General features: G+C 36.2%; 13 protein-coding genes. 7 read left to right on the forward strand and 6 right to left on the reverse strand.

The features are described 5' to 3' along the window. Window positions 1-16 precede the first annotated feature (16 nt). On the forward strand, window positions 17-1864 hold the full coding sequence (locus QP953_RS01710; protein WP_309553761.1) for a 4Fe-4S dicluster domain-containing protein: 1848 nt from the start codon (window positions 17-19) through the stop codon (window positions 1862-1864). Window positions 1865-2029: 165 nt separating this feature from the next. Here the strand turns inward: QP953_RS01710 and QP953_RS01715 are convergent, their stop codons facing one another. Together QP953_RS01715 and QP953_RS01720 are read right to left on the reverse strand one after the other, a co-directional pair. Continuing rightward, complete coding sequence (locus QP953_RS01715) at window positions 2030-4009, reverse strand: dehydrogenase E1 component subunit alpha/beta (protein ID WP_309553762.1); 1980 nt, start codon at window positions 4007-4009, stop codon at window positions 2030-2032. Between the two features lie 413 nt (window positions 4010-4422). Continuing rightward, window positions 4423-6009, reverse strand: a complete 1587-nt coding sequence (locus QP953_RS01720) for an FGGY-family carbohydrate kinase (RefSeq protein ID WP_309553763.1) — start codon at window positions 6007-6009, stop codon at window positions 4423-4425. A 258-nt stretch (window positions 6010-6267) separates the two neighbouring features. Between QP953_RS01720 and QP953_RS01725 the strand changes: the two genes are divergently transcribed. From QP953_RS01725 to QP953_RS01745, 5 genes are all read left to right on the forward strand, one after another. Further along, window positions 6268-7464: an MFS transporter gene (locus QP953_RS01725; protein WP_309553764.1), complete on the forward strand. Its 1197-nt coding sequence runs from the start codon at window positions 6268-6270 to the stop codon at window positions 7462-7464. Between the two features lie 192 nt (window positions 7465-7656). Beyond that, window positions 7657-10377: a phosphotransferase gene (locus tag QP953_RS01730; RefSeq protein WP_309553765.1), complete on the forward strand. Its 2721-nt coding sequence runs from the start codon at window positions 7657-7659 to the stop codon at window positions 10375-10377. An 11-nt stretch (window positions 10378-10388) separates the two neighbouring features. Continuing rightward, entirely contained in the window at window positions 10389-11762 is a 1374-nt protein-coding gene (locus QP953_RS01735; RefSeq protein ID WP_309553766.1) for a nucleotidyltransferase family protein, read from the forward strand. Further along, on the forward strand, window positions 11762-12388 hold the full coding sequence (locus tag QP953_RS01740) for a hypothetical protein (protein ID WP_309553767.1): 627 nt from the start codon (window positions 11762-11764) through the stop codon (window positions 12386-12388). The genes QP953_RS01735 and QP953_RS01740 overlap by 1 nt, the downstream gene beginning before the upstream one ends. Before the next feature lie 3 nt (window positions 12389-12391). Next, window positions 12392-13207 carry a hypothetical protein gene (locus QP953_RS01745; RefSeq protein ID WP_309553768.1) on the forward strand — a complete coding sequence of 272 codons (816 nt, stop codon included), beginning with the start codon at window positions 12392-12394 and terminating at the stop codon, window positions 13205-13207. Between the two features lie 161 nt (window positions 13208-13368). Here the strand turns inward: QP953_RS01745 and QP953_RS01750 are convergent, their stop codons facing one another. After that, entirely contained in the window at window positions 13369-14034 is a 666-nt protein-coding gene (locus QP953_RS01750; protein WP_052598071.1) for an ankyrin repeat domain-containing protein, read from the reverse strand. A 709-nt stretch (window positions 14035-14743) separates the two neighbouring features. Continuing rightward, window positions 14744-16603, reverse strand: a complete 1860-nt coding sequence (gene mnmG / locus QP953_RS01755; protein WP_052598166.1) for a tRNA uridine-5-carboxymethylaminomethyl(34) synthesis enzyme MnmG — start codon at window positions 16601-16603, stop codon at window positions 14744-14746. A 294-nt stretch (window positions 16604-16897) separates the two neighbouring features. On the opposite strand from mnmG, the gene QP953_RS01760 reads away from it, so the two are divergent. After that, window positions 16898-19009: an OmpA family protein gene (locus QP953_RS01760; protein WP_309553769.1), complete on the forward strand. Its 2112-nt coding sequence runs from the start codon at window positions 16898-16900 to the stop codon at window positions 19007-19009. Window positions 19010-19063: 54 nt separating this feature from the next. Here QP953_RS01760 and QP953_RS01765 read toward each other — a convergent pair whose 3' ends face one another. Beyond that, entirely contained in the window at window positions 19064-19672 is a 609-nt protein-coding gene (locus QP953_RS01765) for a class I SAM-dependent methyltransferase (RefSeq protein WP_309553770.1), read from the reverse strand. 204 nt (window positions 19673-19876) lie between these two features. Then, window positions 19877-20518 carry a rhomboid family intramembrane serine protease gene (locus tag QP953_RS01770; RefSeq protein WP_063833137.1) on the reverse strand — a complete coding sequence of 214 codons (642 nt, stop codon included), beginning with the start codon at window positions 20516-20518 and terminating at the stop codon, window positions 19877-19879. Window positions 20519-20580: the final 62 nt, after the last annotated feature.

The raw sequence follows: 20580 nt of genomic DNA on the forward strand, positions 1-20580 counted from the left end.
ACTATAAAATATCTCTATGAAAAGTTTAAAAATACTTGGATTAGCCATCTTCTTATTCTCTTTTGGTTTATTTGTGGTGTCAATAACCTTGAGCCAACATGTCCTGAATGATGCTGCTATTGCCTCTCTAAAAAAGCATCACAAAGAGACGTTGAAGGAGCAAGCGGGAGCGCAATTTGGAAAAGAGTATTCTAATAATTTTACGTTTATTCAAGAGCTCAAACCTTTACTGAAAAAAACACAAGAAGCCTTAGAAAAAAAAGCTGGTATTGACCCTGCTAATAATGTTTGGAATGCGACAAACTTACCTGAAGGTGTGTCAGAGTGGGATTATCGGATGAGTGATGGTGATGTTAAAGGGTATCTGGCTAGTATTAGCAAAGATAGTGCAACAGGGCTATTGCCCAATAATGCAGGACTTTTCTTTTTTCTAATTTTTATACTAGGAAGTATTGGAGCATTTATGTATATCGTACCAGATGTAAGCAAAATACCAGGTATTAAACATGATGGAATTTTTCATAGTGCCGTCACAAAAGGTATTATTCCTATTCTACAAATGGTTTTAGTAACTATTACGATTGCCGTGACCTGTTATATTATGTATAGCGAAGGGGCTTTGTTTTATTTAAAATGCACGTTATTATTTACAGCAGCCGTTTTAGCACTGATTTATTTTAAGGAGAGCAGAGAACGCAAACAGCCTTGGGCACCTGGTTCCTCTTCTATAGGAAATGGTTGGATTGGAATTATAATGGGAACCTTTTTAATTCTATTTTATATAGTCCTTTATTTCTATCCTCATTACATAACCAATTGGGTGTTGTTAGTAGATCCAATCAAACGAGCCCTTTCGGGAGGAAAACCCGCAGATCGTTGGTTCTTGTATGGCTTTTTGTATTGTTTGGTAATGATTGTCATGGGTGTCCGTATGATTATAAAATATAGACACAACCGTTATCAACTATTTCGTACAGGCTCGGTTTTATTTTTTCAACTAGCATTTGCTTTTCTTATTCCTGAATTATTAGGAAGGTTTAACAACCCTGCCGTTGATTTAAAAAATGCATGGCCTTTAGATTATAGTTTTTATTATGATTACCGACTAGATGCTATGTTGGTTCAAAATGATAATTATTTCTTAGGAATGCACGTTGGTACGGCAATGTTTGTGTGGGGAATACTATTGACTTTGGTTATTGTCCCTTTCTTTACCTATTACTATGGAAAACGTTGGTACTGCTCTTGGGTCTGTGGTTGTGGCGGTTTGGCAGAAACACTAGGAGATCCATTTAGACAACAGTCAGACAAAACACTTCGAGCGTGGAGAATAGAGCGTTATGTGATACATACTGTTATGGTCTTTGTCTTTGTGTTAACAATCGTTGTGTTGTACCATTATATCAGTGGTAATAACAAGTTAGATCTTTGGTTGGTTGAATTTGATGCTTACCAGATTAGAACATGGTATGGTTTCTTGATCGGGTCTATCTTTGCGGGCGTTGTTGGAACAGGTTTTTACCCATTGATGGGAAATCGAATGTGGTGCCGTTATGGTTGTCCTTTGGCAGGTATCATGGGAATTGTACAGCGATTTAAATCTCGATTTAGAATCACAACAAATGGAGGGCAATGTATTTCTTGTGGAAATTGTTCTACTTACTGTGAAATGGGAATTGATGTACGCCATTATGCACAACGAGGACAAGATATAGTCCGTGCTTCTTGTGTAGGTTGTGGTGTATGTTCTGCTGTTTGCCCTCGTGGTGTGTTGCGTTTAGAAAATAGTAGCGAGGATACAGGGGATCGTGCCTTGGACGTACGAAATGTGCATGTAAAAATGGAAGATGTAACTTATTTGTAATTGCATACAATCAACGAGTAAAGATAAAAGGCTGTCTAGGTGAAAATCCTAGGCAGCCTCCTTTTTTATCTATAAAAGATGATCTTTTCTAGTAATATTTTAAAAATTAAAATCCTCTAACCAATTTAGAACACCAGCATAAGAGAAGAACACTAGAAGAAAGCTTTAATAAGCTAATAATTCTTCAAGAGCTGTTAACAAGCGTTCTTGTGGCAAGAACTGACGCTCTAGGTCTTTGGCAAAAGGAAATGGCGTATCCATACTAGCCACCCGTTTGATAGGAGCATCCAAATGTTCAAATAAGTTTTCAGCAATATAGGCTGATAATTCTCCTCCAATGCCCCCAATCATCGTGTCTTCGTGTAGTAAAAGTACTCGATTGGTTTTTTCGACAGAGGCAGCAATTGTTTCGTAATCCAAAGGCAACAAGGTGCGTAAATCAATTACTTCTACATCTGCACCTAAACTATCCACAGCAGCCTTTGCCCAATGAACGGCATTACCATAAGTGATAATAGTTGCTTCGGAACCTTCCCTTGCAATGGCAGCTTTTCCTATTTCTACTGTATAATAATCGTCTGGAATCTCAGCAGACATAGAACGATATAAAGCCTTGTGTTCAAAGTACAGCACGGGATTAGGATCTTCGAAAGCAGCCAAAAGCAATCCTTTGGCATCCTCAGGATTGGATGGATAAACAATCTTTAGACCAGGAACATGGAAAAACCAAGCTTCGTTACTTTGAGAGTGAAAAGGTCCCGCTCCAACGCCTCCACCTGTTGGCATACGCAATACTAAATCTACGTTTTGTCCCCAGCGATAGTGCAATTTAGCAGCATTGTTCACAATTTGGTTGAAACCACAAGTTACAAAATCTGCAAATTGCATTTCGACCATGGCTTTATAGCCTTTGAGACTTAGTCCCAAAGCTACCCCAACAATCGCACTTTCACACAATGGCGTATTGCGTACTCTGTCTTTGCCAAACTGTTCCGTAAAACCATCCGTAATTTTGAATACACCTCCATAATCTGCAATATCTTGCCCCATCAAAACCAAGTTATCATATTTCTCCATTGCTTGACGAAGACCATCTGATATCGAATCCACAAAACGACGCGTACTAACATTGTTAGAAGCCGGAGCGGTAGATACAGAAGTATGAGGAGCAAATAAGTCCTCCATTTCTGTTTCAAAGCTAGCTTCTATATCAGGTGTGGCATAAGCAATTTCTAAACCTGCTTCAATTTCTTTTTTGTAAGCTTTTCGCAAATCTTGAATAGCCTCTTCTGTTAGAATACCTTCTTTTATCAGATACTGTTCATAGTTGCGAATAGGATCTTTTTGCGCCCAGTGATCCATTAAATCTTGGGGTACGTATTTTGTTCCAGAAGCTTCCTCATGTCCTCTCATACGGAATGTTTTACATTCCAACAAAACAGGACGAGGGTTCTTGCGCATAGATTTAGATAGTTTATCAACTGTGTTGTAAACTTCCAAAATGTTATTCCCATCAATTTTATGCCCTTCCATGCCATATCCTTTGGCTCTATCCACCAAATCTTCACAAGCATATTGTTCTGAAGTAGGTGTCGACAGACCGTATCCATTGTTTTCAATCACAAAGATAACAGGCAGGTTCCAAACTGCCGCCACATTCAACGCTTCGTGAAAATCACCTTCGCTTGTTCCTCCTTCTCCTGTAAAAGCAACAGCTACTTGACCTTCGTTGGCTAAGTTACTTGCTAAACCAACCCCTCCTGCAAAAGAAAGTTGAGGACCAAGGTGAGAAATCATACCTACGATATTAAACTCTGGAGCACCAAAGTGAAAGGAGCGATCTCTACCTTTTGTAAATCCAGGTAATTTTCCTTGCCATTGACAAAACAAACGCTCTAAAGGAACTTCTCTGGTTGTAAATACCCCTAAGTTACGATGCATCGTAAATACATATTCTTCTGGTTGCAAAGCGGCTGTAACTCCTACAGCAATTGCTTCTTGACCAATTCCTGCAAACCATTTGCTAATGCGACCTTGACGTAATAAAACCAACATTTTTTCCTCTATCATACGAGGTTTGAGCAAGGCACGATAAAGCTCTAATAATTTTTTTTGGCTCAATCGTTTTTTGTTGTAGCTGATCATTTTATTTGTAATTTTGGAACCTTAGGTTCTATAAAATTAATGAAGAATATACGACTACAATTATCGATATATTCAAAACTATAATAAATACATAGCAAAGGTAGGAAACCTATATTCGTAGAAAAATAAAATCCCAAAAATTTTCAAAAAGAAAAGCAGCCTAAAAATTCTTAGACTGCTTAAAATGTACAATATCCAATATTTAAAAGGAGGACTTAAATAAATAAGCGGTTCAATTAGGGTATCTATCTAGGACTGATATACCTACCTTTCAATTTGGGGTAAATTGACTTATACAATGCATTCAAATTTAGAGTAGAATCATTGTTTTTTTACAGGTAATAATACCTAAGTTTGATAATGGGGTATTATTACCTGATAGATGGTAGATGAATGACTATTTATGGCAACGGCTACAGATTTAATTGATAATAAATCGATTTGTTTTTTTTATAAAGCCGAACAAAGGTTTTAAATAATCGATTATAAATTAGTTGGTTTTGAGGGATAGGATAAAAGGTGTTCTGATAACGCATTGTTGTTGCTAAATCTTGAAAAGTAGCCAACCCTAAGCCATCTAAAGCAATCATAGCAGCCCCTTTGGCATTAGCTAAACTAGGGTCTTGTGCTTGTAAAATTGGATAGCCCAAAACATCTGCGAAAATCTGACACCAAACCGCAGAGTTAGCTCCCCCGCCTGTCATTGTAATAGCTTCCTTTTTTTGGCGAGAAAATTTAGCGACATATTGCCAAAGCCAACGAGCATTTAGAGCAATACCTTCATAAACCGCTCGAATCATTTCAGCTCTGGTTGTGGTTAGAGACAAGTTGTGAAAGCCTCCTCTAATATAAGGATCCTCAACAGGGCAACGCTCCCCATACAACCAAGGGGTAAATATTAAGTGATTGCTACCAGGGCTAGTTTGAACAACCATCTCATCAAAATAAGCATAGATCTTTCGATCTTGTTCTTCTATAGATAAACCAACGTATTCTTTATCAAGCTGAAATAAATCTTTTAAAAAAGACAGGCAAATGGCAGAAGTCTGTTGTTCACAAGCAATAAAATACTTATTAGGGATACTAGCAGGAAAAGTGGCAATGTTATGTAGAATATCTACTTTTTTGTAAGGAACGTGCATGCTCAAAAAGGTAGAGGTACCAATGCAAAGATTGGGTTGATAGTCTTCTACAGCCCCTGCACCAATAAGTATAGATTGCAAATCTGGAGAACTGCCAACGACTTGTACATTGGGCGAGAGTCCTAATTCTATTGCTAAATTTGGTGTAATGCAACCAATTACATCTGTTGCTGCAATCATATCAGGCAATTTTTCGGGGGCAATCCCTGCCATTTTCAATAATTTAGGGTGGTATTGAATGTTGCCAATATCTCGACAATCGGTTACCCAATGGAGTGTCATGGTATCAAAGGTAGAGACCATTTTATTTGTCCACTTGTAATTCAAATAGTCTTTGGGTTCTAAAAATTTATAGGTTTTTTGATAAATATCATGCCGATTTTCTTTGATGTATAAAATGTGAGCAAAAGAATCTTTTCCTGAAGAGGAAGGAGCTCCTCCTGTCAATTGAATCCATTTCCAAAGCTTCCACGCCCCATATGCTTGAATTCTTGGGAAACCATTTATTGCTTTTCTGGCACAAGCCCCACCTCTAGAGTCAAGCCAAATCATACCATTCATTAAGTGCTGACCATTTTTATCTAAAGGAACGGTTCCTGCCCATTGACCTGTGCAAGCGATGGCTACAATAGCTTGCTTGTTTATTGTTACTTTTTGAAGCAGTCGTTTGGTTGCCTTAAGAGAAGCTTGCCACCAATCCTCTGGATTTTGTTCAGCGCCACCACCTTCCAGTAATTGCAAAGAAACTTTTTCAGAAGTAGCATCAACTAGATTCCCATTAGAAGATAATAAAATTACTTTGACACTAGAGGTGCCTAGGTCTATGGCTAAAACATATTTTTCTTGTAGCATCATCATTTGTTTTATAAAGTACCAAATGGAGTTATAAGTACACTCATAATGAGACTTATTAGAGCTTAAGTAATGTAAAAAAAGTTAAAATTTATTTATTTTTAACTAAATGTTCAATTAATTTTTGTGAATTGTGCTTTTTTTAGCAAAAAAAATATAGTTTTATGATGTTGATGGATGAATTGGTGTATTAAAATAGCTCTAATCAGGTTGGATTTAATTTGAATTAAAATTATATAAAAGCTATTTATTTAAATCAAAGATATGAATTTGACAACAACGACATCTTCTTTTTTTAGGAACCGTAACATCATACTTTTTTTGTTGGCCAGTATACAGTTTATTTATACCCTTGATTTGATGATTATGATGCCATTAGGTTCTTTTCTAATCACTTCATGGAACATAACTACGAATCAGTTTGGTTTACTAATTTCTTCTTTTGCAATCGCAGGCGGTTGCTCCTCCTTTATGGCCGTTTTTTTTATAGAACGTTATGATCGACTAAAAGCCTTATTTTTAATATTTGCTTGTTTTACAGTAGGTTTGTGGTTGACAAGTTTTGCTCCTAACTATGAGGTTCTCTTATTTTCAAGAGTATTTACTGGGATTTTTGGAGGTTTATTGGGACCTCTCATTTTAGCAGAAATTAGTTTGCAATTTGAATACTCCAAACGTTCTAAGCCCATCTCAATAACCACGATAGCCTTGGCATTAGCTTCTATTATAGGGGTACCCATAAGCTTGTATTTAGCGCAATTAGACACTTGGCGATTGCCATTTATTTTGTTAAGTATAATGAGCACATTGGTCGGAGCAATGCTATACTTTATCGACTCTAATAAAAAGCAGGAAATAGACCGAAAGAAAAAAATTAGTTTAACCTCCTTTCTTACAGAATGGAAACCTTTATCAGGTTTATTGGTAACCATTAGCGTTTCATTGAGCCAATACACTATTTTTATATATTTAGCACCCTATTTTGTTCATAATCTAGGTATTACAGAAGAAGAACTTTCTTTGATTTATTTAGTAGGAGGAATTTCTGTAATGGTTTTTGCCCCAATAATAGGCTTTCTTTCCGATCGATATGGCAAACAACGAGTTTTCATTTTATTATCAACGTTCTTAACAGGACCGATCTATTTGGTGAGCCACTGGTCCTTTTCTTTTTTCCAACACATTTTAATCTTATCCATCTTTTACTTTGGATTGGATGCAGGAAGAATGATTCCAATCAACACTATTTTATCAGAACTAACGGGAGAAGAAAACCGAACGGCTTATCTGAATCTTTGTTCTTCTATAAAAAAAATGGCCATAGGCTCAGCTGCTTTAATAGGCAGTTTGGTCATACACACATTGCCCAATCACCAATTACTATACTTTGATCAACTGGGTATTATTGCACTATTGAGTATAACAATATCAATAGTTTTGGTACTAAGAATAAAAATGTAATAGATTCCATTTGGTAGTTTATCTACAACAAACAGTCGGCTAAAATCACATTCAAATTGCTAGATCAATACTACTAGTTGAGCATCTTGTGTGTGATAAGGAAAGGTAGTGTTCTGAAGTCAAATTTTGAGAATGTCACAAGTGTTGAATGAAATAGAGAGAATTAGCGGACTATTAAAAACTTATAACATCATGGAAAATCAAAACACAAAAACGAGAAGGTATTTTCACGAAACTCAATTGCCTGAAATTTTACTGGCGATAGGAAGTGATCTATTGACAGGATGCATGACCGACTTTTCGGATGATGAACTTAGAATTTACTGTTCTTTGGAGAGTAATTTATACATAGGACAGATTGTCGATGCTCTTTATTTTAAACAAACCGATGAAAATTATTGCTTAGAAAGGTTGCGTGTACAAAGAATTCGAAAGAACGAATTAACAGAACAACTATCGGTTTCTTTATTATTACCCAACACCGATCAAATAGAACGTTTTCAAAATATTCTAAAAAAAATGACTTTGTTGACGCAGCAAAATACCAAAGGGGTGTTTGAATTAAAGACATTTCCTTGGTTTCCCGGAAGTGCTCATTATTCTGAAAGAGCGATAGAGAAAAGACAAGAGTGGCTAGAAAAAACAACAGGAATACACATCGATGCTTTGAACGAATCCGTTTTTTTCCCACCGAGCTTATCAGGGAATATAGAAAACTACATTGGAGCTGTTCAGATTCCTGTAGGAATAGCAGGACCTATAAAAATTAATGGAATGTATGCCAATGGTTATATTCCTGTTCCAATTGCAACTACAGAAGGTGCCTTAGTGAGTTCGATAACAAGAGGGGCGATGGCAACAAATATGGCAGGAGGAATTGATGTGCAAGTTGTCAAACAGCAAATGGTTCGGGCTCCTGCTTTTTTTTGTGAAGATATTCATGGCGCTGTCAACTTAGAAAAATGGATTTATGAACACCAAATGGAGATTACTAAGGAAGCAGAAAAAATGTCCTCTGTTGCCAAATTAATTCAAATCATTCCTTTCTTATTTGGAGATACCTTGCATTTAAAATTTCATTTTAGAACAGGAGATGCTTCTGGGCAAAATATGACAACGGCTTGTACTTGGGCAGCTTGTGAATGGATCGTATCAAAAATCCAAGAAGATCCTTACATCAAATATCAAAATTATATTATTGATGGCAACTTGGCAGGAGATAAAAAAGTAACGGCTCAAAACTTTTTGATGGGGCGAGGAGTAACTGTAACGGGAACTTGCTTTGTCTCTGGACAAATATTACGTGATGTGCTGCGAATTACGGCAGACGATTATATCAAAAATTTTCAGGCGGGAGAAGTGGCAGGATTAAAGTCGGGGATGGTTGGACACAATATTAATTTTGCCAATGTTATTGCAGGTATTTTCACAGCAACAGGACAAGACATTGCCAGTGTACACGAATCTTCTTGTGGTATTCTAAAAGCTAGAAAACAAGAAGATGGTATTCTTTTTACAGTCTATTTGCCCTCGCTTACCATTGGTACTATTGGAGGAGGAACGGGATTACCAACTCAAAAAGAAAGCCTAAAAATAATGGGTTGTTACGGACAACGACAGCTGTTTAGATTTGCAGAAATTATTGCCAGTAGTTGTTTAGCTTTAGACTTGTCGACAGGAGCAGCTGTTACCGCTCAAGAATTTGTCAGTGCACACGAACGCTTAGGACGCAATAGAAATCACAATCAACTAACCAAGTCAGAGCTCAATATTGCTTTTTTCGATAGCCTATTTACGAGTAGAGAGGTAGTCTCTTTTGAGGCATTGGATTTTTCGGAAAATGAAGGCTTGGTATCGCATTTAACCAGCAAGTCAAATGAAGGAATAACAGGACTTTTTAAATATGAGTTAACAACCAAAACCCAAACGCCATCAACTTTAGATCCATCTGAAGAAAAAATTAAAGCTGTCTTAAAATTAAAAGCTTCTCACAAAGAAGCCATCCGAGCAGCTAGCATGGTGATTAAATTATCAGGAGAGGATGTATTGCCTGGTTATTTTGAAACGTATCATGCTGTATTTGGTTTTGATAATTGTGATGAGCGAGAAATGGCGTTTTATACCCAAGCCCCTTTGTCTATCAAACAGTTTTGTCCTCAGTTGTTGGGGGCAAGACAGGAGTCTCAAAGGCAGGTTTTTGCTTTGTTATTAGAAGATGTAACAACATACTTGCACCCCAAATCTTCTAATGATGCCTCTATATGGAATAGTTTTAGAATACAGACAGTAGTGAGCGATTTGGCAAAAGTGCACAGTGTCTATTGGAATAATTATGAAGCCATCCCACAAACAATGAAAGTCAAACCATTTTTAGAACGGTTTGATTCCTCTGCGACAATTTTATTAAAAGAAGCATTGAAGTTCAATGCTCAAAATCACCCACATTTAATTTCTGTAGAGTTGCACCAAAAGCTAGCATATTTCTTAGACAATTTTGATAGACACCTTGATACAATGAATGGTTATCATAAAACTCTAATTCACAACGATTGCAATGCTAGAAATATTGGCGTAAGGGAAGAAGGAGAAAAAGCCCGTTTAATTTTATTTGATTGGGAATTGGCGGCATATCATAATCCTCAAAGAGATTTAATCGAACTTCTTGCTTCGGTATTGCCTGCTAGTGCTAGCAAGGCAGAATTTATCACTTGGGTAGATTATTATTTGCAGGCATTGAGCCGAGAAACACAAACAACTTTTGATCGAGAGTTATTTTTAAAAGTGCTAGAAATCAATGCTTATGAATGTGCTTTGATTCGATTAAATTTATATTTATTGGTTCATAATATCATGAAGTTGGAATACATTGATCAATTGTATGGGAATGTAATCCGATTTGGAATAGAAGCCTAATTATATCCCTTATGAAAATACCAAATACAACCATAGAAGACCAGTTGTTGGTTTTGTTGAGTTATAATAACTTAACACCAAGCGAAAAAACGAAAATAGAACAACTTATTCCTTTGATCTCGTCTTGGGAGTCCTTTTATAACTTGGCTCGATTTAATAGGATCATACCTCATATCTACCGCATTCTGAAGCAAGAGAACTGGTGGCAACAGATACCAGACCATGTTCAAGATAAAATTAGTGAAAGAGCTACTGAAATTCAACAGATTAATGCAGCAAGATTACAGAAGGCAAAGCCAATCTTAAAACGCTTTCAAGAAGCAGGAATTGAGTTTGTGATTTTAAAAGGCGTTTTATTTGCAGAGACTATTTATCAAAATAGTTTTTATAAAAGAATGAATGACATTGATATTTTGGTTCGAAAAAAATCGATTCCCAACATTTTGCAAATATTTGAAGAAGAAGGCTTGTTGTGTATTGGAGAGCGCATTGGAGGAAACCCAGAGAAACAACTCAAAACATCTCATCATTTGCCCCCATTCATTGATCGAGAGTTACAATGTATGTTTGGGATACAGTGGGGGTTAAAATCTCCTTTAACCCCTTATCGATTAGATTATGAGGCAATATGGTCAAGAGTGCGCCCTTTTTCTTTTTTAGGCTTAAATGCCTTGCAGATGTGCCCAGAAGATAATTTTCATCATATTTGTGTGCATTTGGGCTATTATAAAAATGGGCTTAGAGATGTCTTTGATATTTATAACTTGTTACGAAAATATGAAGCTAATTTTGATTGGCAATTATTAGAAACCGAAGTGAAAAAGGCAGGAACAGAACGTTTGATGTATTTTGCGCTTTCGTTGACCAATCCATTATATTCTAACCCAACTGTGAGTGAGTTGATAAAAAAAATGGAACCCCAAACTTCTGCTTATTACAAAAAAGGTGTTGCAGAGAAAACAAAAAATTTGCATACTCAATTGAGAATTGGAACCTCCTATCCAACAGAAGTAGAAAAGGCAATTTCAGAGTTTAATGCCACCAATCAGTTCAAGGAAAAATCTTATTATTTTTGGTTAACTTGGAAATATTTGCTTTTTCCTCCAATGGAAGAGGCTAAGAAGATGGCTGCTAATTTATACCCTAATGCTAGACAAGGTGTTTGGATTTGGTGGACTCGATCTTATCGAATGTTAGAGTACATTGCGAGTGAAATTAGTTGGCTGTTGCTGTTTGCATTGATGTTTAAAACATGGTACGATTTACTTCAATGTGGTTGGACCAATTTGTTTTTTAAGTCCTCAAAAATTTCTACCAAAGAAAAAATGAACACCTTAGGTATATCAGAAGAAGCATTAGAACGCATCAAAAAAAGAATTCAATAATGAAAGAACCACAATGGATTTGTATTACAGGAACCGATGGTGCTGGTAAATCTAGTTTAATAGATATTTTATTGCAAGACACCATTTTGTTTAACGGCAAAAAAGTCAAAGAAGTCACAATTTGGGATTTGTTTTATTTACCCAAGGAAGAGCAACATCTTTCTATTTCTTCTAAGCAAGCTGTTGATTGGTATTTAAAAAGTCTTTCTCCTCAAAGTCGTACGTTCTTTTTATTACACTGCATGGCACAAGCATTAGAAATTGCCAGAAGAGAAGCAGTAGAGATTGCTTTGATTAATGCCTATTGGTACAAGTATCTAGCAACAGAAGTTGCTTATGATGGAAACTTAGCCCATCGGCTTAGCTTGACAACTTCTTTTCCGAAGCCAGATCTTGTTTTTTCTTTAAATGTTTCTGTCAAAACAGCAGGACAACGAAAGAAACACTATTCAACCTTTGAAAGTGGATTTCCTGAACAGGTCAATACAAAGCAATTTATGAATTTTCAACATAAAGTACAAGCAGCTTATCAGCAGATTATGACTACAGTAGAGCATATTGCTTTGGATGGAGAACTACCTTTGTTAGAATTAAAAAAGCAGATTCTAGCGCAACTAAAATTTTAAATAATGAAACCGTATACTATTACAATAACAGGAATTGATGGTTGTGGAAAAAGCACTGTTATTCATCAATTGATCAAAAAACAAAAAGAAGTTCCAGAAGCCTATCAAGTATTGGCATGTACTAATTTTCACGATACGCCCAATGCTCCTTTTTCTGAGTTGTCTCAAGGCATGGATGCCTTATCCCAATATGCTGATATTCGAAAAGATCCAACGATTAAGTATGTTGCTTTATATTTAAAAATGACCTTGTTTGGGGCAATAGAGCAATTTTTTGCTGATTATTATCAACCCAATGTGTTAATTACAGAACGCCATCCACTAGTAGGGAGTTTGGTTTATGGTAATTTATACCTACAAATGAACTCCAAATTGAATCTACAAGAAAATTCTACTTGGAATGAATCATTGTTAGAAGAACAACAAATTCCTTGGGCAAGTATTTTACATTGGTTTAAATTAGAAAATAAACGGCTTGGAAGAAGGATAGATTTTTGGGAATTGCCAGCATACTTAGTAAAAATTCAGCAACAGCAACTTTCAGAACTAATTCCTTCTTTAACAACTCTTTTTAGAACAACCTTACCGCAAAAGATCATTCATTTCCAAATTGAAGAAAATATTGCTGCTACAAGAGTAGGGCAACACAAACCCAAAGAAATACATGAAAGTGAACAGCATTTGATATATCTTCATCAAGCTTATTTAAAGGCATTAAAATATATGGAAAAACAAGGTGTAGCAGTAACTTATTTAGTGGTACAAGGGAAAGATCCCAATGACCTGATGAACGATGTATGGAGAGCAATTTATCCATAATTGTTTTGTTAATAGATGGCAATTAAAAGTAAGGTCAAAATCTAAATTTTGACCTTCTATAATTTAAGAGTTCAGAGTTTTTATGTGTGATTATTAGTGCTGTATGAATATTGCTGAAAGCTAGGAAATAAGCAAATTATTACTTGGTGATAAAAAAGTACCTATGCATCGGCTTGTGCTGCTAGTAAGTAGTCTTTTATTTCTTGATAACCTTTATTTTCTGCAATGCTCATGGCTGTTTCTCCTGTGTACATTTTTGTTGTAATAAAAGCACCATTTTCAACGAGTAGTTTTGTCAAGGCTAAATTTCCTCTGTAAACCGCAGAATGCAGCGCTGTGGCATTTTGCATTTGAGCAATGTTAGGATTTGCACCAGCTTTAAGTAAAATCGTACAGAGTTCGTAGTTTTCTTTGGCAACAGCCGATTGTAAAGGTGTGACTCTAGAAACGTTCTTGGCAGCAAGATTGACATCGGCACCATATTCAATCAGTAGTTTTGCAATTTCTGTTTGATGGAATAGAGCGGCTAAGCATAAAGGAGGATAACCATCTTGAGAAAGAGCATTAATTCCTTTAGATTTATACTGTCGTAGATGCTCTTTTACCGCATCAATTTTACCACAAACAATCGCTTCGTGAAACGATAAGGTTTTTTTCAAGGCAAGTGCTTGCTCTAGAGCTTTGTCTAACTGATTATACGCAATAATCATCAGCCCTGAGCTACCATAATAATCTCTAAAGTTTAAAATTTCAGGATTAGAGTGAATCAATGAAATGACTTTGTCAGTATCCTTGTTTTTGCTGTGTGATTTAAGTACTTGAATCATATGCTTTATTTTTGAGGTGAGGACAAATAAGCTGTAAAAAAGTACTTTCTCTAGCAGTTAGTCAAAGACTTTTTTACAAATAAAATTATGTTGCGAGACTTGCATTCGATTAATGATCAATGTGTTGTTGGTAAGGGAATATATTGCTTGTATTCGTCTAGATTCTTGGATGCTCTTTCTATTCAAAAAAAGAAAGTAGTAATTCATGTTAAGGCTTTAGGTCTATTCTTTGAGTAGTGAAAGACATTTCCAACAGATAGTGGCTGAATGATAACCAATACGTTTGTGTGAGGTTTAAGGGTATAAGTATAATCTGATTTAAACCAATTATAACTTGATACTTAACTTAATTTACCTTTAAGCTAAAAGATTACCAAAAGTTACAAAAAAAAATCTACATAAACAACTTATTGTTAGTGAATTGTGTGTAATTTAAACTAAAAAATTAAATATGCCTAATTATAGAATAGCAAGTTTTATCACAAAAAAAGCGGCAAGACTCGATGAATCCTAGTTTTAGGAAAAAAATGGAAGCAGTTCAACGATTCGTAGACACCACTTAATTTTTATTGGTTGGTAGTTGTTTGTAAAACAGATCTTTAGATAGCGTAGCAGTAGCGAGCGTAATGTGCCGTACAAAAAAAAGAGTTGTATGCATCACATAATGATTGCATACAACTCACTATAAATTGAATAAATGATCGTTTTTTTAGCGTCCTACATAGACCAATAAAATAGATACATCAGCAGGAGAAACACCACTAATACGACTTGCTTGACCAATAGTTGCAGGCTGCAACTGATTCAACTTCTCCACGGCTTCGGAAGAAAGCCCTTTGATGGTTGAGTAGTCAATGTCATATAAGCGCACATTTTCTAAGCGGTTAATTTTTTCAACTTGATCTTTTTCTTTGCGAATGTATCCCTCGTACTTCAAATTAATTTCAGCACAGTCTACAAATTCTTGCTCAAATTGCTGCATGAATTTTTCTACTTTAGGAATAGCTTTCATAAAGTCTTTGATGCTGAGATTTGGGCGCAAAAGAATTTTATGCATTTTCATTTTTTGACGCAGAGGAGCAGAGCCTTTTTCTGCCAATACTTGATCAATATCAGATGGATCTATACTCGTATTATGAATAAATTCAGCAATTTTCTCATAAGCAGCCTCTTTTTCTCTCACACGTTTTAGGCGATCTTTCACATCAATACCTAGTTGATCTGCCAACGGTGTCAATCGAGTATCTGCATTGTCTTGGCGCAAGAGAATGCGATGTTCGGCACGAGACGTGAACATACGGTAAGGTTCTTTTGTTCCCTTGTTGATTAAATCATCAATCAAAACACCAATATAAGCCTCTGAACGTTTTAAAACAAAAGGTTCTTGGTCGTGTATTTTTAGATGTGCATTGATTCCCGCCATTAGACCTTGAGCAGCCGCTTCTTCGTAACCTGTTGTTCCATTAATTTGCCCTGCAAAGAATAAGTTTTTCACTAGGCGAGTTTCCAAAGAAACTTTGAGTTGTGTGGGCTGGAAAAAGTCGTATTCAATAGCATAGCCAGGGCGGAACATTTTGGCATTTTCAAAGCCAGGAATCAATTGCAAAGCTTTGTATTGCACATCTTCAGGCAAAGAGCTAGAAAAGCCATTTACATAAACTTCGCAAGTATCCCAACCTTCAGGCTCTACAAATAATTGATGGCGTTCTTTGTCCGCAAAACGTTCAATTTTATCCTCAATAGAAGGGCAGTAACGAGGACCAATACCTTGTATCCGTCCCGTAAACATAGGAGATTTATCGAATCCTGTTTTTAGGATTTCGTGCACTTGCTTGTTGGTGTAAGTAATGTGGCAAGGACGTTGTTTTTCTAATTTGGGTGTATCGGTAAATGAAAACTTGCCAACAGGTTCGTCTCCATGCTGTACCTCCATCACATCCCAGTTGATGGTACGTCCATCGACACGTGCAGGAGTACCTGTTTTCATGCGATCTGCCTCAAAACCTAACTCTATCAATTGAGCAGTAATACCTGTTGAAGCTCGTTCGCCAGCACGTCCAGCACTTATTTTTCGCTCGCCAATATGGATAATACCATTTAGAAATGTTCCATTGGTTAGAATAACCGTTTTGGCAGGAATTTCTAAACCTAAAGAAGTGCGCACTCCTTTTACAACACCATTTTTGACAACAAGACCAACGACCATTTCTTGCCAAAAAGAAATATTGGGATTGGATTCTAGCATCATACGCCATTTTTCGGCAAAACGCATTCGGTCACTTTGAGCACGAGGACTCCACATGGCAGGACCTTTGGATAAGTTTAGCATGCGAAATTGGATCATGGTATGATCGGTTACAATTCCCGAATAGCCACCTAAAGCATCAATTTCACGTACAATTTGCCCTTTGGCAACACCACCCATAGCAGGATTGCAAGACATTTTGGCAATGGTTTCCATATTCATGGTTGCTAACAACACCTTGGAACCCATATTGGCAGCTGCTGTTGCTGCTTCGCAGCCTGCATGTCCTCCACCTACAACAATTACATCATATTCTGGAAACATAGTATTTTTAAAATTGTTGGTTTGAGGTTTTGGAAAGCCCCCAAACAGATTAATAGTGACGCAAAGATACAACATTCTACTACTCTATGCAATTTTTTTAATTATAGGAGTGTATGGCTATATCTTATAGAGCATCAATTATATCTGAATCAGAGAAAATGACAATCCAATGATTTTAGAGTGGTTTGAAAGCTATTATTTTCGATTGGGAATAGGAATGTTATTTGAGGTAGAGGATGTACTTCTCGTAACTTTTGCTGTTATCAATCGTTATTATTATTAAAAAAAATAAAGATGCAACTATCCCAAATAAAGTTTACCTTACTCTTACTGATTTGTTTTGTATCCAATAGCCAAGCACAAGAAAACCTACCGTTGTGGTTTGAAGAATTGGATTTTGAGAAGAATGTCAATCGTTGGTATAAAGTTCAAGAATATGGTGAAAAAACCTACTATAATGCTTTGTATGTAAATGCCCAAAAAGATTTTCGTCTCGTTGCAGAGTTCGATTCTAAAAATCGAATGATGGATTCCAAATGGGGGCTGTCTTGGGGGCGAAAAGATGCCTATAAATATTATCACTTTGAAATCAACAATCGAAAAGAATTTAGAATAGGGTATCAGCTACACGGAAAATTCAATGTTATAGAGCCTTGGGTTCGAAAAAGTAAGCTTATTGCAACTGATTATAATACCCTTGAAGTTCGAAAGCAAGGGGGAAATTTGCTCTTTTTTATCAATAATAAAGTTGTGTATAAGATGCCTTATCGACCTTTTGAGCAAACGGGGGTTGCCTTAAAAAGTACGTCAAGAGAAATTATTTTTAAGCGTTTGGCTATTTACCAAGATATGGGCGAGATCAATTTGGTAAAAGGAGGGGATGCTGTAGAGGGAACTCAACCACAGAACTTGGGGCGAGAGGTGAATAGTGAGTATGTTGATAAATCGCCAACGATAAGCCCAGATGGTAAAACTTTGTATTTTGTTCGAGAAGATGCTAAAGATGGTTTTGGAGCGCAAGATATTTACTTTAGCACTCGTTCAGAAGATGGAGTATGGTCAAAAGCAGTGAACATTGGTCGTCCATTGAACAATCAGGGCAATAATTTTGTCAATGCTGTAATGCCAGATAACAACACCTTAATGACCATCAATAGTTATGGACGAACAAGTATGGATGAAGTGTTGGCGTTTACATATAGAACAAAAGACGGTTGGTCAATTCCTAAGCGAAAAGCCATTCAGAGACTACAGCATGTTGGTAGATGGGTTTCTTTTGATTTGGCAGCGGATGGCAAAACCATTGTCTTTTCGATGAAACGACCAGATACCTATGGAGGAAGGGATTTGTATGTTTCGTTTTTGCTACCTGATGGTAACTTTTCTACACCCAAAAATTTAGGACCAACACTGAACACTCCTGGAAATGAACACTGTCCTTTTTTAGCAGCGGATGGTAAAACCTTGTATTTTGATACCGATGGACATCCTGGTTATGGAGGGCGCGATATTTTTATGGCCAAGCGACTGGACGATTCATGGACTAATTGGGAGGTGCCTCAAAATTTAGGTCTAACCATCAATACTAAAGGAGCGGATGAAGGGCTTGTTATTCCTGCTTCGGGAGAGTATGCCTATTTTGTTTCAGACAAAAAATCTTATGGAGGGTATGATATTTATAGTTTAAAAATGCCAGAAGCTTTACGACCTGAGCCAACGGCACTAATAACGGGATATGTGATCAACTGCTTTGATCAAAAGGGTATTCCTACTAGCATAAAAGTTTTTAAAGAAGGTGTTTTGGTAGAAGATGCTTATGCTCGAACCAACCCCATTAATGGCGAATTTAAATTGGCTTTAGTTGGCGGTTTTAATTATAAAATAGTGGCTACATATAATGCTGAGCTAGAAGAGAGCAATCAAGATACCATACAAATTGATTTAACTAACTTAGAAAAATACGAGGAAAGAGAACTAGATCCTATTTGCTTTCGACCTAAGAAAAAGCCTGGAGAACCTGTAAAAGTGCCCATTAGGGCACAGCATATTCCTACGTTTAAAAGTGTTTATTTTGATCATGACAAGTCTATCTTGACCAATATAGCCAAAGCTGAGTTAGATAAAATGGCAGATACACTCCAATTTTATCCAACTATAGCGGTAGAAGTATTGGGGCATACAGATAGCAATGGTTCCAATCGTTACAACTGGACTTTGGCAATACGCCGTGCGTCAACTGTCATGAAGTATTTAGAGAAAAAAGGAATTGCTTCTGATCGTTTTGCTTTTAAAGGGTTTGGAGAAACACAACCTGTTGAATCCAATGCTACCAATAATGGTCGTGCCTCCAATCGTCGAGTGGAGTTTAGAGTTATCAAAGAGTTTTCTGAAATGTCCAATCGTTGAGGTACTGTCCAATCTGCTCTGTTAGGAACAAAAGCATCGTTTTATGTTGAGTTGTTAGTGTTTTTGCGCAACAAGGAATAATTCGGGCAAATTAGATAATTCTCTTTGTTCTTTGATAAAAAAGCCTGATTGTTGGATGGATTGTTGTAATTCTATTTTAGTATAAAAGTTCGTAGTTGGCATGATTCCTAATTTTAGGAGTACTGTCATAAAGATTCGAGGAAGACTTCTTTTTTCGCCTAAACAGGCTGTGGAGGATATGAATATGCCATTGGTTTTTAATAAGGTATATATTTTTTTTAGTGTTTTTTTTGTATCTGTAACATAATGTAATACATTAAATGCTAATATTATATCAAAAGAATTGTTTTTAAATCTTTGGTCGAAAAGATCTGTATATAAGAAACTTATCTTTTGGGGGATATTATTAGATTTATCTTGAGCTATTTTTATCATCTTCTCTGAAGTGTCAATCGCTACTATATCTTGTGCGGCTTTTGCCAATTCAATACTTATCAGACCAGAACCGCACCCAAAATCTAGAACTGTGTCTGATTTATTGAGGTATGAAGTGGTACGATGAATTATTTGCAAGCCTATTTTTCCTATTTTGTCACTAGAATGGCTAGAGACTCTATTCCAGAAATTTTCAGATGAATACATTTTAACATTTTTAGGTAAATAAATAAGAATGGAAAAATACCTATTTACAAATGTAAAGTTGACTCTAATGCAGTAGAAAGTACTTGCAGAGCAAGATTTCTTATCTAAAGTCAATAAATTTTGAGGCAAACATAAAAATAACCAATAATTCTATCAGTAGAATTATTGGTTATCATTTGTTAAGGTGTTATTTGGTTTTTTTATCTATATGTCTACGTCCTTGTTGGGTAAATTTGTTGTTGTTGAAGGAGGGGTAGGATCTTTTTGTGTTTCTGTAAAAAACATTCCAAAAATACCACCCATGATACCCCCCATAATATGAGCATATTCAGAAACCATGTTTTCTTGCATACTATGAATGACCTCTTGCCCAATAAAAAATAAAGCGACTAGTATAAATGTTAGTGGAATACTCCCTTTTCTTACGTCTGCAAAGGATACTAATACAATAAACATAAATACAATTCCACTTGCCCCTAACAAACCTGTACTAAACAACAAGATTTGCAAAAAACCAGTTACTAGAGCCGTTAAAATCATCATTAAGAGAATTTTTCGACTACCATATTTTTCCTCCATAATTGGGGCAATTAATAAGAAAATCGACATATTTCCCATGATGTGGGCTTGATTAGCATGTCCCATTGTATAGGTTAGCAGTCGGACATAGTTGAGTGGATTTGCCCAATCAAAATTTCCAGGTAACATAAAAAAGGCAGAAGTGATTCGCCCTACTTCATTAGGACCTGTACCCACCGATGCAATTAAATCAATTAGATAAACACCGATGCAGATGAGAGAGAAGGTGAGTACGACAGGAGAGTTATATCTTATTTTTAAAGCCATATTTTGATTGTATTATAAGTTCTTACAGTTCGGTTTTGGAGTGATTGTTTACAAGTTCTTGC

Origin of the sequence: Aureispira sp. CCB-E (assembly GCF_031326345.1) — a bacterium.
Classification (GTDB): domain Bacteria; phylum Bacteroidota; class Bacteroidia; order Chitinophagales; family Saprospiraceae; genus Aureispira.

Coding starts and splice junctions, on each gene's coding strand:
- QP953_RS01710 (WP_309553761.1), top strand. CDS start 17: ATGAAAAGTTTAAAAATACTTGGATTAGCCATCTTCTTATTCTCTTTT.
- QP953_RS01715 (WP_309553762.1), bottom strand. CDS start 4,009: ATGATCAGCTACAACAAAAAACGATTGAGCCAAAAAAAATTATTAGAG.
- QP953_RS01720 (WP_309553763.1), bottom strand. CDS start 6,009: ATGATGATGCTACAAGAAAAATATGTTTTAGCCATAGACCTAGGCACC.
- QP953_RS01725 (WP_309553764.1), top strand. CDS start 6,268: ATGAATTTGACAACAACGACATCTTCTTTTTTTAGGAACCGTAACATC.
- QP953_RS01730 (WP_309553765.1), top strand. CDS start 7,657: ATGGAAAATCAAAACACAAAAACGAGAAGGTATTTTCACGAAACTCAA.
- QP953_RS01735 (WP_309553766.1), top strand. CDS start 10,389: ATGAAAATACCAAATACAACCATAGAAGACCAGTTGTTGGTTTTGTTG.
- QP953_RS01740 (WP_309553767.1), top strand. CDS start 11,762: ATGAAAGAACCACAATGGATTTGTATTACAGGAACCGATGGTGCTGGT.
- QP953_RS01745 (WP_309553768.1), top strand. CDS start 12,392: ATGAAACCGTATACTATTACAATAACAGGAATTGATGGTTGTGGAAAA.
- QP953_RS01750 (WP_052598071.1), bottom strand. CDS start 14,034: ATGATTCAAGTACTTAAATCACACAGCAAAAACAAGGATACTGACAAA.
- mnmG (WP_052598166.1), bottom strand. CDS start 16,603: ATGTTTCCAGAATATGATGTAATTGTTGTAGGTGGAGGACATGCAGGC.
- QP953_RS01760 (WP_309553769.1), top strand. CDS start 16,898: ATGCAACTATCCCAAATAAAGTTTACCTTACTCTTACTGATTTGTTTT.
- QP953_RS01765 (WP_309553770.1), bottom strand. CDS start 19,672: ATGTATTCATCTGAAAATTTCTGGAATAGAGTCTCTAGCCATTCTAGT.
- QP953_RS01770 (WP_063833137.1), bottom strand. CDS start 20,518: ATGGCTTTAAAAATAAGATATAACTCTCCTGTCGTACTCACCTTCTCT.